We start from the raw sequence: 14,338 nt of genomic DNA, 5'->3' as shown, positions 1-14,338 counted from the left end.
GTTTTTTACTGAGAATTGGGAAAGCTGAATAAAGGCATTGGTTGCTTAGGGAGCCCACTGCTTACCAGAAAGGCGGTACCGTAGACATGACTCACCTTGCGGACAATATTATTTTATTGCTGGCTGCGCTGATGCTGGTGGGTGTGCTCTCCACCAAATTTTCTACACGCTTTGGCATGCCGGCGCTTGTACTGTTCATCGCAGCGGGAATGGTGCTCAGCCGCTTTGTTTTTTTCAACAACGCCTCACTGATGCAAATAGCAGGTATTTTTGCATTGATTGTTATATTGTTTGAGGGCGGAATGCAGACCAGCATGAAGGACATCCGGCCTATCATTGCACCGGCTCTATCATTGGCTACAGTAGGAGTACTCCTGACGACAGCGATTGTGGGAATATTCGCAAGGCTTGTACTGGATGTGCCATGGGCTGAAAGCCTGCTGTTCGGGGCGATCGTGGGCTCCACCGATGCGGCAGCCGTGTTCTCCGTACTGGGCGGCAAAAATATTGATAAGCGCCTGACTTCTACACTGGAGGCAGAATCAGGAAGTAACGATCCGATGGCTGTCTTTTTGACGGTATCCTTAATTGAATGGATTCAGCATCCCAATACAGCTGTTTGGAGCCTCGTACTGTCGTTTATCTGGGAAATGGGGATAGGCCTGTTCATGGGGATTGCTGTCGGGAAGCTTGCCGTCTATTTGATAAACCGGATTAATCTGGATTCCACCGGGCTGTATCCTGTGATGGCAATAGGATTCGCTGTATTGACCTATGGGCTCGCGGTGACGGTGCACAGCAGCGGCCTTCTGGCGGTATATGTCATGGGTCTGACTCTGGGTAACTCCGAGCTGATGTATCACCGTACCATTATGAATTTTAATCACGGCTTTGCATGGATGATGCAAATCGCGATGTTCACACTGCTGGGACTGCTTGTGTTTCCCGATGAGCTGGCGGAGATTGCCTTGCAGGGCCTGTTGTTGTCGGTCATTCTCATGCTCGTCGCAAGACCGGTGGGGGTATTCCTGAGCCTGCTGTTCTCCAGGTTCTCGCTCCGTGAGAAAACGCTGATCTCCTGGGCTGGCCTTCGCGGGGCGGTGCCGATTGTACTGGCGACCTATCCCCTGCTGGCGGGACTTCCTCAGGGGCAATTATTTTTCAATGTGGTATTCTTTGTGGTACTGACCTCGGCAGTCATTCAAGGAACGACCATTTCCCCGTTGGCCTCCAGACTGAAGCTGGTTGGCAAAGACGATGCCCAGCCTTCGCTAATGGAGCTGGTGGCACTCGGCAAGACGGATTCCGAATTCAATCATATTGCCATCGACAAGCACATGCCCATAGCCGGTATGCAGATCGCACAGATGGGGCTGCCTGATGATATTCTCTTTACTGCCATCATCCGTAATAAAAGTATCGTGACTCCGCACGGGAGCACCGTTATCGAGCCTGGAGATACAGTCTATGTGCTTAGCCCCAAATCCAAGCGTGAAGAGATGAGATCTATCTTCCGCAGCGGCAAAGGGAAGGCAGCGGAATCCAATATTCCTATAGTATAAAAACAGATTGCAAAACCTTATGGAATATGTTAAATTATATATAGATTTAGAATGAGTCTAAATACAAAACACTAAATATACAGGTCACAGGAGGATAATGAAATGAGTACACAAATTAAAAGCCAGACTGAGCTGCATGCTGCCTTGAACCGCCAGACCGCAAATTGGACACTGCTTGGAGTCAAGCTGCATCACTATCACTGGTATGTGAGCGGAACGCAATTCTTCACGCTGCATGCCAAATTTGAAGAGCTGTATACCGAAGCGGCTACATATGTGGACGATCTGGCAGAACGCCTGCTTGCTATTGGTGGACAACCGGCCTCAACCATGGCACAATATTTAGCCCTGTCTGAGCTTAAGGAAGCCGTTGGCGGCGAAACGGCTAAGGAAATGGTTGCTCAGCTGATTAAGGACTTTGCTGTTGTAGCCGAAGAGCTGAAGAGCACGATTTCAGCTGCAGAAGAACTGAGCGATCAGCCTACTGCAGACCTGCTGACTGGAATCAGAAGCAGTGTAGAGAAATCTGCGTGGATGCTGAACGCTTTTCTGGGCTAATACAGAAGGTTGAAGAGAAGTAAGCTTCTATTTTTCGCTTGAGCATAATAGCCGTATGTACAAAGAGCGCCTCGCGATATAATTCGCAGGCGCTCTTTTGCAGGTGTACGGGTAATCCCATCTGAGCTACTTAATGAAGACTCCGCCGAAAGGGATGGCTTCACGCAGAAACCGCTTGATAATGCCGTCTTCATTATGGTCACGCTCGAAGCGGCGGCTCTGGCGTCCAGCCTGAAACATGACCGGCCCGTGGCCGGTCATTTTCCAGTGATAGCTCATATGCTGGCTGGCTAAGTGATTGCCGTAGACTGTCAGTTCAAGCTTGGCATTCTCGGGATAAGCGATGATACTGCCGGCGTCCACATATATAGGATCAAAGGGATGCAGCTCGGCTTCACATACCGTTCCCTCGGTCAGAATCCCGATGCTCCCCGGTCCGGAGAACTTGACCTTGATAATGTCGCGTGTCACCAACATGTTCTTCATGCTTAGCACCCTTGTCTGCATGGTGATTCCTTTGCTGTAGAAGAACAAATGCCTGAAATCATAGAGCAAATCGCTTTTTCCGTCCAGCTGGAAGGTCTTGACGCGGTAGCCTGGAGGTAAAGCGGCGACAAAGCGGCAGGGGCCGGTCATATCCGAGCGGATCAGTTTGCGTTTGCGGTACATTCCCTTGACATCCATCAGCCGGTCCGCACGGCCTGAAGAAGGGCCTTGATATGCGATAATCTGCTGCGGATGCAGCACATGAATCTCCTCGTTCTCTTCAACAGTGAAGGCCACGGCTTGTCCGCTGCCGCTATCACCTTCATCTTGGATATCGATGTTCATACGTTACACTCCCTCATGTACTCTTTAACCCAGGCGGTCACTTTTCCTGGACCGGTGTCGCATACCCAGCCGCAGCAGCCGGATCATCAGGAAGTAACCGAGTACAAGTGCAATTCCGGTGAAAATGGTATTTTTGATCCGGTTGTAGTATTTTTCCCTGGCCGTACGATCATCTTTCAGTTCATTGACCACTTCGCTAAGCTTACGGTTCTGTTCCTGCAGAGCGGCGTTCTGGGTTTGGTAGTCTGCCATCTGCTGCAGGGTCTGGCCCAATTGGTCTTTAGTCTGCCCAAGCTCGTCCTTCGTCTGCTGAAGCTCCTCAGCCGTTTGCTGATAACTCTCCTGCAGCTTGTTAACCTCACCGGGAAGCTCCGAGAAACTCTGCAATCCATTATATATATCATTGATATAATTAGCTTTTGCCGCAGGAGCGGGAAAGATGACTGACAGTCCCAGGAGCAGCAGTGCTGAAGACAACAATTTGGCATAAGTACGTTTTACCTTTTGCTTCATTATAATTCACCACCTGTATTAGGCTAGTCTTTCTTCTTTATTTTAGCATAGCAGGACAACATTCGCGCGGTATAGGGTGCCGAAGATGGGCTGGATTTGGCGGTTTAGGGGATTATTTCACCTGAATGATAACCACCTATCAGTAATACCGCATAAGCCTCCTGATGGTTTCTGTTTCATGCTGAAAAGGTACATTCCTGCATATAGGGGGCAAAGGTGTATCCGCAGTCTACCGCTTCCGTATAAATTAACGTATACTGTGAACGGAAAGGGGCTGAATGCTATGAACAAATGGCTCAAAACCCTGCTGTTTCTTGCAGGTTCTGCACTACTAACCCGGTGGATACCGTTCTCCTCGCTGTTTCGTAATCTGGATACCATGTTCCATGAATTTGGCCATGCGCTGGTGACGCTGATGCTCTCGGGCAGTGTGCTGCGGATTGAACTGTACGCGGATCACAGCGGAGTAACCTATTCGGCAATAGAAGCGGGTGGTAGAGCGATTCTGGTATCACTTGCGGGTTACCTGCTGGCGTCGGTATTCTCACTCCTGCTATTCTATTTATATACTAGGGGGCGCTATCCATGGGGGCTGATCATAGCGTCCGGCGTGGCCCTGATCATGCTTGTCCTGTATGTACGGGGCGGCTTTGGAATGCTGTGGCTAAGCGGATTCATCGTGTTAAATCTCATGATGCTGTTGGTCTGGCCAAAGGCCGGCAAATATTATTATTTATTTCTGGCTTTTCTAACCCTGGAGGAATCCGTCACGGGTACACTGTTTCTGGTCACGACTGCGGCAATTACACCAGGCCGAGCAGGGGATGCGACCAATCTGGCAAGACTTACACCTCTGCCTGCCGTTGTCTGGGCGCTCCTGTTCTTTGTATTCTCACTGCTGTGCGCGAAATGGGCACTGGGGTTCTTTTTCGAGGGGGAACGGGACAGACGCAATTCGAACAAACTACTAAAATAATGGCAATCTTCCGCCATCTTTAGACAAATGAATGAGCTTTCGCAAAGAGGCACTCTACTTTACAGGCAGAGTGGCTCTTTTTTTGTCGATATTATAGGACCGAACATATATTCCATGACAAGGAGTTGTCCGCCAATATTGGTACATTAATAGAAGACCCAAAAAAAGAAAGAGGTGGAAATATGCAAGCAAGTATTCAGCCCATATTTACGTGGAGCCAGGAACGGATTTTTGCCGGCGGAACCCAAAATGTCATTCTGCTCATAGAGTGGAAGGGGATTTCAGGGAAGGAAGAATCCCGTAGGCAAAGCCGGAAGGTGGTAGCCCGTGAGATTGAACTCAGGATCTGGCTGGAGGCGCATGTGACCTTCACTACATGTCATGGCTGCACCGCAGAAGCCGGAGAAGGACGTTCCATCCTGCTAAGGCTTGGGAAAATACAATCCAAGGCACGTAAATTTATTGCATTAGAGTTTTCAATGGGCGCTAAACCGGCGGGAATACATGAAGCTCTCTGGCTGCAGTGGCAATACAAGCAGCCTCCGGTAGAGCGGATCCGTGAGCTGCCTTTGAAAAAACTCAGCTTGGAGTATTCGCATCATACGGATGTATTGTCTGAAAAATGCTGCTTCCATGTAGAGAAGCATTTGGAACTGCTGAAGACAGAAAAACTTCTGGAAGAAGCAGTGGTGCATCGGACAAAAGGCTCTGTACAGAAGGATTTCGAGCATCTACGGAGGCAAGCGGATGACCTGTTGCTCCTGGCGGCCAGATCAGGAGATATGCAACTTGTAAAGGAAGCGGAAACCGTGTATAAACAGCTTGACGCTGAGGTTAATGTATGGGGGAAGACCGCAACAAGATAGAGAGTTCTACGGTATATGAGCAATCCTGCCAATACATACATAAGATCCATCCATCATAGAAGTTTGCTTGGATTTGTTGACAGCTAATATGATTTTTATATGTGGTAATATAGTAAAATAGTTCTATTATATTTATTAATTTCGGTTATAAGATCACTGGTTATAGATACATATAACTAATTTACTTAAAATAATGGGTCTATTTTACCATGAACTCAAGGGGAACTGAAAATGACAGACCGATTGATCCGGCTAATGCGCATCATTACGCTAGTACAAGCCAAACCTGGAATTTTGGCCCGTGAACTAGCGGAACGCTGCGGTAACAGCGAGAGAACGATATACAGGGATATGGATGCGCTGAGTGCTATGCACATCCCTATAACCCATTTGGGACATGGGAAAGGATATGCTTTTATAGGTAATTTTGCTTTATATCCTCTGGATTGGTCGGAAGAAGAATCGGCCGCATTTTCACAACTGCGAGGCATTTTGGATGATATCAAACCTATGCTGCCTCCCAGCTTTGAGAGCGCCTACGAGAAAGTAATGGCCGCAGCCTATAAGCAGAAGGCGGAAAGGGAAGAAACCATGGAAACTGCCAAGAAAGAAGCAGGACGGCTCTGGATGGAAAGAGGCGGGTACCAGGATGAGCAGCCCCCCTTTTTGACTGAAATATTGGCCGCCATTATGAAGCAAAGCAGTATTCTAGCCGACTATAGTTACAATTCCTATGAAGAAAGAGGCATCCGAATTGACCCGTACTGCCTTGTTCCCTTGGAGAATCGTTATCATTTAATCGGTTTTTGTCATCGATTCGGGATAATCCGGACGTTTCATCTGGGTGGGTTCTCTACTGTAAAGCCAACGAATCATTGGTTTTCCAAAGAGCAATTTGATCTGCAGGCTTTTATGGAGGAGAAATGGTCTCTGGACCAGGACAGTCTGCAGGTAGAGTTCAAGATCAGGTTTTCGGAACGGATGATGGACCGGATCAAAAATGAGGATATGTTCGTGAGGCCAAGCAAGGTTGACCGTCAGAGCAGGTGTGTGCATTTTAAAGTGGCGGTGGAACAGGACATTGGTTTTGTCCGCTGGATCTTAAAATTTGAAGAAGAGGCGGAGATCGTAGAGCCTCTCTATTATCGGGAATTGCTGAGAAATCAATTGGAAAAATGGCTATCACTATATAAATAGTAATATATATTTTAATAGGAATTAATTAACTTAGTTATATGCATAAATTTCTCTGGTCTACAGTAGAATTCTATAGTGAGTAAAGTGTTGATTCATTTTCCTCTCATTTGACCTTTGTTCAATATCGGGTGATCTGGCAGGAACTATCCGTGAATTAGTGCCCTTCCATGAAGTCCTTTAGGCGTTCGTTACGCCTATAGGTCTTTTTTTGTGTTGGTTAAGAAGCACTAATTACTCGTAAACTATACATATCTAAATATATACAAACATAATCAAACGTATAGATAAAGCAAAAAGGATATGCTAAAATAGCATCTAAATATACAAGATACATACATGGGAGGAATGGAAATGTTCAAGAAACTTGGAGTGGTTGTAATGGCTGTGCTGCTGGCAGTGGCTTTGTCGGCGGTACCTGAGAAGCAGGTTGAAGCGGCGAAAAAAACTGAAATTATTATCTCTGCCGCAGCGAGCCTGCAGGACAGTCTCGACAAGATCGCTGTACTCTATGAGAAACAGCATCCTGATATTGATCTGGTCTTCAACTACGGTGCTTCCGGTACACTGCAGAAACAGATAGAGCAAGGCGCTCCAGCCGATCTGTTCTTCTCAGCAGGGGATAAGCAGATGAAAGCTCTCGTCGATGGCGGACTTGTTTCTGACAATACGGAGCTTTTGAAGAATCAGCTGGTGCTGGTTGTTCCTTCTGATTCCAGGACTTCCATTACAACGATTACTCAACTTACGGATAAAAGCTTCAAAAAAGTGGCTGTAGGACAACCCGAATCGGTTCCGGCGGGACAATATGCACAGCAGTCATTGACAGCCAAGAACGTATGGGATACGCTGCAAAGCAAGCTGGTATTTGCCAAGGACGTGCGCCAGGTGCTCTCTTATGTGGAAACGGGAAACGCTGATGCCGGATTCGTCTACAAGACGGATGCACTTACTTCGAACAAAGTGAAGATTGCTCTTACTGTAGGCGCCCATGTGCACAAGCCGATTAATTATCCGGTAGGCCTTGTGAAGGAATCGAAGCATCAGGCGGAGGCCAAAGCCTTTTACAGCTACGTTCAGACCAAGGCGGCAAGCGATGTCTTCACCAGCTACGGCTTTAAGCTTGCTGATTAACCTATGGAAATCTAAAATTTCAACTTATTTAACATATACACGGGGTGAAGAGCGATGGAGATCAATTGGACTGATTTTTTCGCCCCGGTCTGGCTTTCGATTAAGATCTCAATCATAACCAGTATCATTGTGTTCCTGCTGGCGACACTGGCTGCCAAGGGGATGGCGGGACGGAGATTTCCTGGCTACAGTCTGCTTGAAACGGTGCTGCTGCTTCCGCTGGTGCTGCCGCCAACCGTGGTCGGATTTGTATTGCTGGTGATTTTGGGCCGGAGGAGCTGGATCGGGAAGCTATACGAGCAGTTTACGGAGCACACCATTCTATTCACTTGGGGCGCGGCGGTCATTGCTGCGGTTGTCGTTGCTTTTCCCCTCGTATACCGTACAGTGAAGGCGGGCTTTGAGGGTGTGGAAAAGGATCTGGAGGACGCTGCACGTGCGCAGGGAGCCAGTGAGCTTCAGGTGCTTACATATGTGACGCTTCCGCTCGCCGGCCGCTCGCTGGCAGCCGGATATGTGCTTGGGTTCGCCCGCGGGCTAGGTGAATTCGGAGCGACCATTATGGTGGCTGGCAATATTCCCGGCCGGACGCAGACTGTGCCTACTGCCATTTACGTGGCTGTCGATGGCGGCAATATGACGCTGGCCTGGATGTGGGTATGTTCGATTATTGTCATTTCCGCGCTCATGCTGATGTTCGTCAACCGCCGTTCCGGATAGAATGAGGCAATATGGATTCTTTGATTCAGCATAGTGAGCAGGTCTTTGGGCAGAGCAGTGCCTACAGACCTGCTTTTTGCTGTATTATTTTAGGAATGAGGCCTTGTGTGCAGCGGGCTATATATGTTGAACTTAAAAAAACATAAAAAGGTAGGAGTGCGGAGGGGAAGTCTGGAACTGTAGGAGCGATAGCGATCGCCTGAAAGCTTTCCGTAGGATAGCTCGCATCGGAAGCATAATCAGTCAGCGGATTTCCACCGCAAGCAGCGGTATGAATCAAGAAATCTGCAGATGGGCGGCGGCCGGAAGTCCAAACATTCCCTGCAGTTACGACCAGACCTTAATATAAAAATCTAAAGTTCAACTTATATAAAAGGGGTTCAGCTGACGGATTTTGTGAAATTTCGAACAAAGATCATGGTACCTTCGTAATAGGGTATGAAAGGGCGGGCAGAGGAACATGATCACTGATAAGCAGCTCATCGAAGGATACCGGACGGGCAGGCGGGAAATGCTCGAATCTTTAGTGGAAAGATACCAGGATGACTTGTACCGGTTCTGCCGCCACCTTACCCTGAATGCTCTGGATGCGGAGGATTTGTTTCAGGAGGTCTGGGTGCGGGTTATCCGCAAGCTGGACCGTTACGATCTGGAGCGGTCGTTTAAAGCGTGGCTGTTCCAGGTGACCTTGAATTTGCACCGGGATAGCTACCGGAAATGGAAAAAAATCTATGGGCGGCTTACCGGTGAGGATTCCTGTCGTGTTCCATGGGTTGAACTTCGGGACGGGGCACCGCTGACAGAGGAGCAGCTGCTGCGGAAAGAACGGAATGCCTATTTGGAGAAGGGGCTCCGCAAGCTGCCAAAACGGTATCTGGGTCCTTTGATTCTTTTCTATTATGAGGAATTCAGCTACGAGGAGATCGGTGAAATGCTGGGCATTCCCACAGGGACTGTAAAGTCCAGATTGAATCAGAGCAAGAAGCTGTTGCAGAAGGCTGTAGAGCCGTGGAGGGGGGAGTATTGATGAAAGAAACAGAACAGGAAGCTAAGCAAGAAGAACTGCTTCGCGGCTATTATAGCGCTCAGATTCCAGCACCAGCGGGCCTGAAGACGGCGGCCTTGCAGCGCATCTACAGGGAAGAAGGGAAGGGCAAGGGGGTTGTTGTTCTGGTGGTGCTGTTTGTGCTGTCTCTGCTCCTGTTGTGGGGGTGTCTGCTGAGCGGTCCCATTCCGCTGCTCTGGAAGCTGACGCTCTTGCTCTCCTTTGGTGCAGTGCCGGCAGTTGCCTCAGTGGTTCTGCTGCTGTATCTGTCCGGCAGAGATGCGGGAATTGCACAAACCTGATTTTTGCGGATCAGGTGAAAGGAGGAAGAGAAAATGAAAAAACGCAACTATATGGGAATGCTGCTATTCTGGAGCATCACCACTATTATAGTTATTATGTTGGGCTATTCCGGGTACTGGATACTTCCCTATATGTCCGAAATGTGGAATGAGGACCCGGTCTGGGTGACGATAACCGCACTGGCCATTCTGCTGTTTATGGGTTTATACGTGGCTCTGGGTGTGTTCATATACAAGGATTCATCGCGCAAAAAAATGAACACGTGGTTGTGGATGACTGCTGTTTTTTATATTCCTAATTTCATGGGGGTTGTGTTGTATTTTTTTGCCCGGAAGCGGCAGAAGGTGCAGAGTGCAGGCGATCTGCCCGCGCAATACTGCCCGCACTGCGGACATATTATACATAAGGGGGAGTGAATTCAAATGAACAAACGATGGCAGGGACTGCTTTTGCTGGTTCTGGTGGTTTCTTTGTTTATGGTTACGGGATGCGAGAAAAGGCTGATGTATGCAGGTTCCAGTACGCCTCATCAAATCAAAGCTTCTTACCGGCTGCTGTCCGGTACTGATAAGCATAATCTGAAGCTTAAGGAAGGGGATACGATTCGTATAAACTATGTGTCCAAGGTGGAAAAAGGTGAACTGACCATGAAGCTGTATGATCCTGACCATAAATTGTTCAAAGAACTGGAGGCGAATAAAGAGGGGGAGGAAGAGCTGCAGATACAACAAACCGGCACCTACAAGCTGGAGATCGTAGGAACCGGAACGAAAGGGAGCTATAAGTTCAGCTACAAAAAGGAAAAGAAGGATTCCAAGTAAGCTGGCGGCGATAGAAGCGTATCAAGTTTCGTAAATAACATTGCCGGTCTCGCTAAGGTCATAGCCATGAATGGAGCTGAGCTCGTTCTTAAAGGCGGTTGAACGTAAAATATCAATAACAGTTCCGATCAGTGCCTCGTGCTCCGGTGTCTTGAGCATCACCAGATCGTACCGCTCCTGGATGAGCGGGATGAAATCAATGCCGTCAATAATCTTGGCGGCTTTTTCTGTGCCGATGCCCACATCGGCTTCTCCCCTGGCGACTCTGCCGGCAATGGCAAAATGGCTGTTCTCCTCGTTGCCATACCCGCTGATGCCGGAGGAAGAGATGCCGTGGAGGCGGAGCTGCTCGTCCAGCAGAACCCGTGCTCCTGCACCGCGTTCCCGGTTGATCAGCTTAATTCCGCCCTGCTGCAGATCGGACCAGGTACGGATGCCTTTCGGATTGCCCTTTTGCACATAGAAGCCTGCACTCCGGGTTAGCATATGTACGACAATATAAGAAAAGCCGACCAGCAGTCTGCGGATATAAGGCAGATTGTACTCCCCTGTATCTCCGTCCAGCAGATGGGTGCTGACAATGTCGGATTCCCCATGATACATCGCAATCAGGCTGTCCAGACTCCCGGCATACGACCGCAGAGGACGGGCGGAAGACTCGCTGCGCTCCAGATGAGTAGCCAAGATGTCCAGTGACATATCCTGCCCGGTAATCACCACATTCACGCCGGCGGCTTTGCCGGAGTGTCCCTGCGTCTGGTTAAACTGCAGCGGCAGGGCGGTCTTAGGCATGGATGCCGGGGCTTCGGCCAGCCCTGTGGCTGGCGTCAGGCTTCCGGAAGCACCGCTGCGCGAGTTCTGTTTGTATGCCTCCAGATCGGAAAGATCCACGCGCATCTGCTTGCCGACCCGGTAGGAGGGCAGTTCACCTTTTTTGATCAGATCATAGACCTTGAGTTTGGATATCTTCAACAACCGGGCGATCTCCTCGGTTGTGTAGGAAGTATTTTCGGACATGGATAAAGCCTCCTAAGGATGAACTGCGGCAGTTCTCTGAATACAGCTATATTAGCTCAAGACTACCTTATTTTAAGTTCCTGCGCAATTCATTCACCTGGGAGGCTGGAGACTTAGAGGAGGCTAAAATGCCAGTTGTCTGCGTTGCTTGACCTGCTGGAAATCGGACAGTCCAATCATTTCGGAAACGGTGACAAAGCGGAAGCCTTGCTTCTGCAGCTCGGGCAGAATAATTTTCAGTGCCTCCAGGGTTTGCGATTGTCCATGAACATGGTCATGCAGCAGCACGATGTCGCCGCTGTGCGCATTGCGGATCACGCGGCTGGCGATGCTGTACACACCCGGGCGGTTCCAGTCACGTGTATCCTGATGCCAAGACCAGAGCACCGGCGTAAGGCCCATGCTGTTAGAGATGTCGACCAGAGTCTCGTCGTACATGCCGCCCGGCGGCCTGAACAGGCTGCTGTGCCTGCCGGATACCTTCACAATCTCCTTCTCGGTCAGCGCAAGCTCCTCTTGAATCTGTTGCCCGGAGACCGGCTTTTTGAAATAGATATGGTTATAGGTGTGGTTGGCCAATTCATGTCCGTCTGTGATCACCCTTCGGGCGACATCGGGGTAGGCTGCGATTCGTTTACCGATAGCGAAGAAGGTGCATTTGGCGTTGTACTGACGAAGTACTTCCAGAATCAGATCCGTCTCGGAGGGATCGGGACCATCGTCGAAGGTGAGGGCGATTACTTTTTGGCTGGTATGCACTTCCCAGATCATGTCGCCTCTCTGCTCGTAATAGTCACGGTTTTTGACAAGGGGCTTGCCTTGTGCAGGGTTGGTCATGCCAAAGACTAGTGTTACTGCTGCAAGGGCAGCGGCAGTGGTTCTCCAGATGGATTTCATTGGCTTCAGGTCCATTCCACTCTGTACCCGGTACAGATTATTTGCATCGCTCTGCTCTAGGATGCTCATGGACGGATATGAAATATTCATTCCTGCCCGAGTGCCCGCTTATTTCTATTTAGGAGTGAAAGTTCCGGGTAAAATGACTATAATGAAATACTAAATACAGATCATGGATGGGGGCAGCGGATATGACACTAATTGAAAAAAGAGAGCACCGGCAATATCCGGAGATTACCCGCCTGGAAACCTCGAGAGCCGCATATGAACGTGATTATTCACGTCTGATCCATTCGCCGACCTTCCGCCGGCTGCAAGGCAAGTCACAGGTATTCGGTGCCGGCACAGGAGACTATTACCGGACGCGTTTGACGCATTCGCTGGAGGTGGCGCAGATTGCCCGTGAGGCGGCCAAAAGCCTGCTGCGCTCCTACCCGGAGGTGGAGACCGGACAAGCAGAGAATCCCGGGCTGGTCATCGATCCGGAAGTGGTGGAATGTGCAGCGATCGCCCATGACTTCGGTCACCCGCCGTTCGGCCACAAGGGAGAAGAGGTCCTCGACAGCATACTGGAGCAGCTTGTGGCAAAGAAGACAGCGGAGGCGGTTCGCAAATCCGGCGCAGGTCCGGTGCAGCAGCAGACGATCCGTGAGAACATGAGACGGCAATATGAGCATTTTGAAGGCAATGCCCATAATTTCCGGCTGATTATGTTCCTGGAGAAACGCGAAAATATCGACGGGCTGAATCTCTCGGATGCGGTGCTGCTGGGGATCAATAAATACCCTTTTCCCGGTACAGTCTTGAAGAAGGGCATGTATCTGCACGAATGGAATTATATCTCGGACATCCGCAGCCAATGGGGAATCCCGGAAGGAAAGAAGACACTCGAAGCCCAGCTGATGGACCTTTGTGATGACATCGCGTACTCTGCGCATGATCTGGAGGATGGCATTAAAGCCGGTAAAATCGAGGTGCATGAGCACTTCATGCATGATTCGTATATCCAGAAGCTGATCGTAGAGAAAATCACCACTTTGGAGGATGCCTTCTGGACGGGGTGGAAGGATGCCGACATACACATCAAGGTTGAAGAGGTACTGAGCTCGTTCCTGCGGGTATGGATGGAGAAGATGCCTACCTGTGAGAATGATTATTCCCGCACCCGGCGTGAGGTCAAGGCTTATTGGGTCAGCACCTTTGTAGCCAGCCTTGGTGTCATTGAGGACGGGGACTGGAAGAAGGTTACCTTCATTAAAGATGGCCAAGAGGATGAGGACATGCTGCGGACCGTCAGTGTACTGAAAAGCTTCGCCTGGGTCACGATGATTCGTGATCTGCGTGTGCAGCGGCTGCAAAAACGCAGCGAGTGGATCCTGCGGCGCTTATGGGAGGCATTTCTGGACCCGGAAGCCTCACGGGCGATTATTCCCAGCGATTGGCTGCAGCGTTTTGAGAAGGATCAGCGTCAGGCTAAACCCATCTGGACCTGGGAGCATATGGTGATCGATTATATCGCCGGAATGACGGATGCTTTTGCCGAGAAAATATACAATGAACTGTATGGATTAAAGGTCGGATCGATTTATGATCTGGACTAGGAGGAAGCTAATCAACAGAAGCTGCTGATCTGGAGGGTGAACCTTCCTAAATAAAATGTAAGCCGTTCCTGTAAGGGGGCGGCTTTTTTCTGGTCTTTTATTTTCTTTTCTGGTCTTTGTTTTTGAATTCTGGTGTTGCCTTGCTCTATTTTGTTATAATTTTGTTATTATCTCAGGCAGGAGTTGTTCAGTTGGGCACCTCTGATTTGAAAGAGGGGGATTACTAATATATCCTTGTTATACATGGGTTTTTTCCTGAATTCCATCCGGAACTTAGGTTCATTGACCTGGATTGATGGT

16 protein-coding genes are annotated in these 14,338 nt (G+C 49.3%); 12 read left to right on the top strand and 4 right to left on the bottom strand.

Annotated elements, in window-relative coordinates; all coding sequences use genetic code 11:
- Positions 1–86 precede the first annotated feature (86 nt).
- Together A3849_RS17840 and A3849_RS17835 are read left to right on the top strand one after the other, a co-directional pair.
- Complete coding sequence (locus A3849_RS17840; protein WP_074112638.1) at positions 87–1,562, top strand: potassium/proton antiporter; 1,476 nt, start codon at positions 87–89, stop codon at positions 1,560–1,562.
- A gap of 102 nt (positions 1,563–1,664) precedes the next feature.
- Positions 1,665–2,120, top strand: a complete 456-nt coding sequence (locus tag A3849_RS17835; RefSeq protein WP_074112637.1) for a Dps family protein — start codon at positions 1,665–1,667, stop codon at positions 2,118–2,120.
- A gap of 126 nt (positions 2,121–2,246) precedes the next feature.
- On the opposite strand, the gene A3849_RS17830 is transcribed toward A3849_RS17835, so the two are convergent.
- Together A3849_RS17830 and A3849_RS17825 are read right to left on the bottom strand one after the other, a co-directional pair.
- A complete protein-coding gene (locus tag A3849_RS17830) occupies positions 2,247–2,951 on the bottom strand; it encodes an AIM24 family protein (protein ID WP_074112636.1) in 705 nt (234 codons plus the stop codon).
- Between the two features lie 24 nt (positions 2,952–2,975).
- Entirely contained in the window at positions 2,976–3,464 is a 489-nt protein-coding gene (locus A3849_RS17825) for a hypothetical protein (RefSeq protein WP_074112635.1), read from the bottom strand.
- A gap of 283 nt (positions 3,465–3,747) precedes the next feature.
- Between A3849_RS17825 and A3849_RS17820 the strand changes: the two genes are divergently transcribed.
- The 9 genes from A3849_RS17820 to A3849_RS17780 all read left to right on the top strand — a co-directional run bounded on the left by A3849_RS17820 (position 3,748) and on the right by A3849_RS17780 (position 10,523).
- Positions 3,748–4,440, top strand: a complete 693-nt coding sequence (locus tag A3849_RS17820; protein WP_074112634.1) for a M50 family metallopeptidase — start codon at positions 3,748–3,750, stop codon at positions 4,438–4,440.
- Between the two features lie 182 nt (positions 4,441–4,622).
- Positions 4,623–5,306: a hypothetical protein gene (locus A3849_RS17815; RefSeq protein WP_074112633.1), complete on the top strand. Its 684-nt coding sequence runs from the start codon at positions 4,623–4,625 to the stop codon at positions 5,304–5,306.
- A 231-nt stretch (positions 5,307–5,537) separates the two neighbouring features.
- Positions 5,538–6,503 (top strand): helix-turn-helix transcriptional regulator, encoded by a 966-nt coding sequence (locus tag A3849_RS17810; protein ID WP_074112632.1) that lies wholly within the window; start codon positions 5,538–5,540, stop codon positions 6,501–6,503.
- Positions 6,504–6,854: 351 nt separating this feature from the next.
- Entirely contained in the window at positions 6,855–7,634 is a 780-nt protein-coding gene (modA, locus tag A3849_RS17805) for a molybdate ABC transporter substrate-binding protein (protein WP_083613566.1), read from the top strand.
- Positions 7,635–7,688: 54 nt separating this feature from the next.
- Positions 7,689–8,354 carry a molybdate ABC transporter permease subunit gene (modB, locus tag A3849_RS17800; RefSeq protein ID WP_074112630.1) on the top strand — a complete coding sequence of 222 codons (666 nt, stop codon included), beginning with the start codon at positions 7,689–7,691 and terminating at the stop codon, positions 8,352–8,354.
- Positions 8,355–8,814: 460 nt separating this feature from the next.
- On the top strand, positions 8,815–9,381 hold the full coding sequence (locus A3849_RS17795) for an RNA polymerase sigma factor (RefSeq protein ID WP_074112629.1): 567 nt from the start codon (positions 8,815–8,817) through the stop codon (positions 9,379–9,381).
- Positions 9,381–9,701 carry a hypothetical protein gene (locus A3849_RS17790; protein WP_074112628.1) on the top strand — a complete coding sequence of 107 codons (321 nt, stop codon included), beginning with the start codon at positions 9,381–9,383 and terminating at the stop codon, positions 9,699–9,701. The genes A3849_RS17795 and A3849_RS17790 overlap by 1 nt, the downstream gene beginning before the upstream one ends.
- A 33-nt stretch (positions 9,702–9,734) precedes the next feature.
- A complete protein-coding gene (locus A3849_RS17785) occupies positions 9,735–10,118 on the top strand; it encodes a PLDc N-terminal domain-containing protein (RefSeq protein WP_074112627.1) in 384 nt (127 codons plus the stop codon).
- A 6-nt stretch (positions 10,119–10,124) separates the two neighbouring features.
- Positions 10,125–10,523, top strand: coding sequence for a hypothetical protein (locus tag A3849_RS17780; RefSeq protein WP_074112626.1), 399 nt, complete (start codon positions 10,125–10,127; stop codon positions 10,521–10,523).
- A 21-nt stretch (positions 10,524–10,544) separates the two neighbouring features.
- On the opposite strand, the gene A3849_RS17775 is transcribed toward A3849_RS17780, so the two are convergent.
- Complete coding sequence (locus A3849_RS17775; RefSeq protein WP_074112625.1) at positions 10,545–11,540, bottom strand: helix-turn-helix transcriptional regulator; 996 nt, start codon at positions 11,538–11,540, stop codon at positions 10,545–10,547.
- 123 nt (positions 11,541–11,663) lie between these two features.
- Entirely contained in the window at positions 11,664–12,527 is an 864-nt protein-coding gene (locus A3849_RS17770) for a polysaccharide deacetylase family protein (protein WP_256700813.1), read from the bottom strand.
- A 101-nt stretch (positions 12,528–12,628) separates the two neighbouring features.
- Between A3849_RS17770 and A3849_RS17765 the strand changes: the two genes are divergently transcribed.
- Entirely contained in the window at positions 12,629–14,038 is a 1,410-nt protein-coding gene (locus tag A3849_RS17765) for a deoxyguanosinetriphosphate triphosphohydrolase family protein (protein WP_074112624.1), read from the top strand.
- Positions 14,039–14,338: the final 300 nt, after the last annotated feature.

This window comes from Paenibacillus sp. P46E, from assembly GCF_001909095.1.
GTDB lineage: Bacteria > Bacillota > Bacilli > Paenibacillales > Paenibacillaceae > Paenibacillus_AQ > Paenibacillus_AQ helianthi.
This window is presented reverse-complemented; position numbering and strand designations above follow the sequence as displayed.

Excerpts from the sequence above, each read along its gene's own strand:
- A3849_RS17770 (WP_256700813.1), bottom strand. The coding sequence starts at position 12,527 with ATGAATATTTCATATCCGTCCATGAGCATCCTAGAGCAGAGCGATGCA.
- A3849_RS17810 (WP_074112632.1), top strand. The coding sequence starts at position 5,538 with ATGACAGACCGATTGATCCGGCTAATGCGCATCATTACGCTAGTACAA.
- A3849_RS17765 (WP_074112624.1), top strand. The coding sequence starts at position 12,629 with ATGACACTAATTGAAAAAAGAGAGCACCGGCAATATCCGGAGATTACC.
- A3849_RS17775 (WP_074112625.1), bottom strand. The coding sequence starts at position 11,540 with ATGTCCGAAAATACTTCCTACACAACCGAGGAGATCGCCCGGTTGTTG.
- A3849_RS17825 (WP_074112635.1), bottom strand. The coding sequence starts at position 3,464 with ATGAAGCAAAAGGTAAAACGTACTTATGCCAAATTGTTGTCTTCAGCA.
- modB (WP_074112630.1), top strand. The coding sequence starts at position 7,689 with ATGGAGATCAATTGGACTGATTTTTTCGCCCCGGTCTGGCTTTCGATT.
- A3849_RS17815 (WP_074112633.1), top strand. The coding sequence starts at position 4,623 with ATGCAAGCAAGTATTCAGCCCATATTTACGTGGAGCCAGGAACGGATT.
- A3849_RS17785 (WP_074112627.1), top strand. The coding sequence starts at position 9,735 with ATGAAAAAACGCAACTATATGGGAATGCTGCTATTCTGGAGCATCACC.
- A3849_RS17795 (WP_074112629.1), top strand. The coding sequence starts at position 8,815 with ATGATCACTGATAAGCAGCTCATCGAAGGATACCGGACGGGCAGGCGG.
- modA (WP_083613566.1), top strand. The coding sequence starts at position 6,855 with ATGTTCAAGAAACTTGGAGTGGTTGTAATGGCTGTGCTGCTGGCAGTG.
- A3849_RS17780 (WP_074112626.1), top strand. The coding sequence starts at position 10,125 with ATGAACAAACGATGGCAGGGACTGCTTTTGCTGGTTCTGGTGGTTTCT.
- A3849_RS17835 (WP_074112637.1), top strand. The coding sequence starts at position 1,665 with ATGAGTACACAAATTAAAAGCCAGACTGAGCTGCATGCTGCCTTGAAC.
- A3849_RS17830 (WP_074112636.1), bottom strand. The coding sequence starts at position 2,951 with ATGAACATCGATATCCAAGATGAAGGTGATAGCGGCAGCGGACAAGCC.
- A3849_RS17840 (WP_074112638.1), top strand. The coding sequence starts at position 87 with ATGACTCACCTTGCGGACAATATTATTTTATTGCTGGCTGCGCTGATG.
- A3849_RS17790 (WP_074112628.1), top strand. The coding sequence starts at position 9,381 with ATGAAAGAAACAGAACAGGAAGCTAAGCAAGAAGAACTGCTTCGCGGC.
- A3849_RS17820 (WP_074112634.1), top strand. The coding sequence starts at position 3,748 with ATGAACAAATGGCTCAAAACCCTGCTGTTTCTTGCAGGTTCTGCACTA.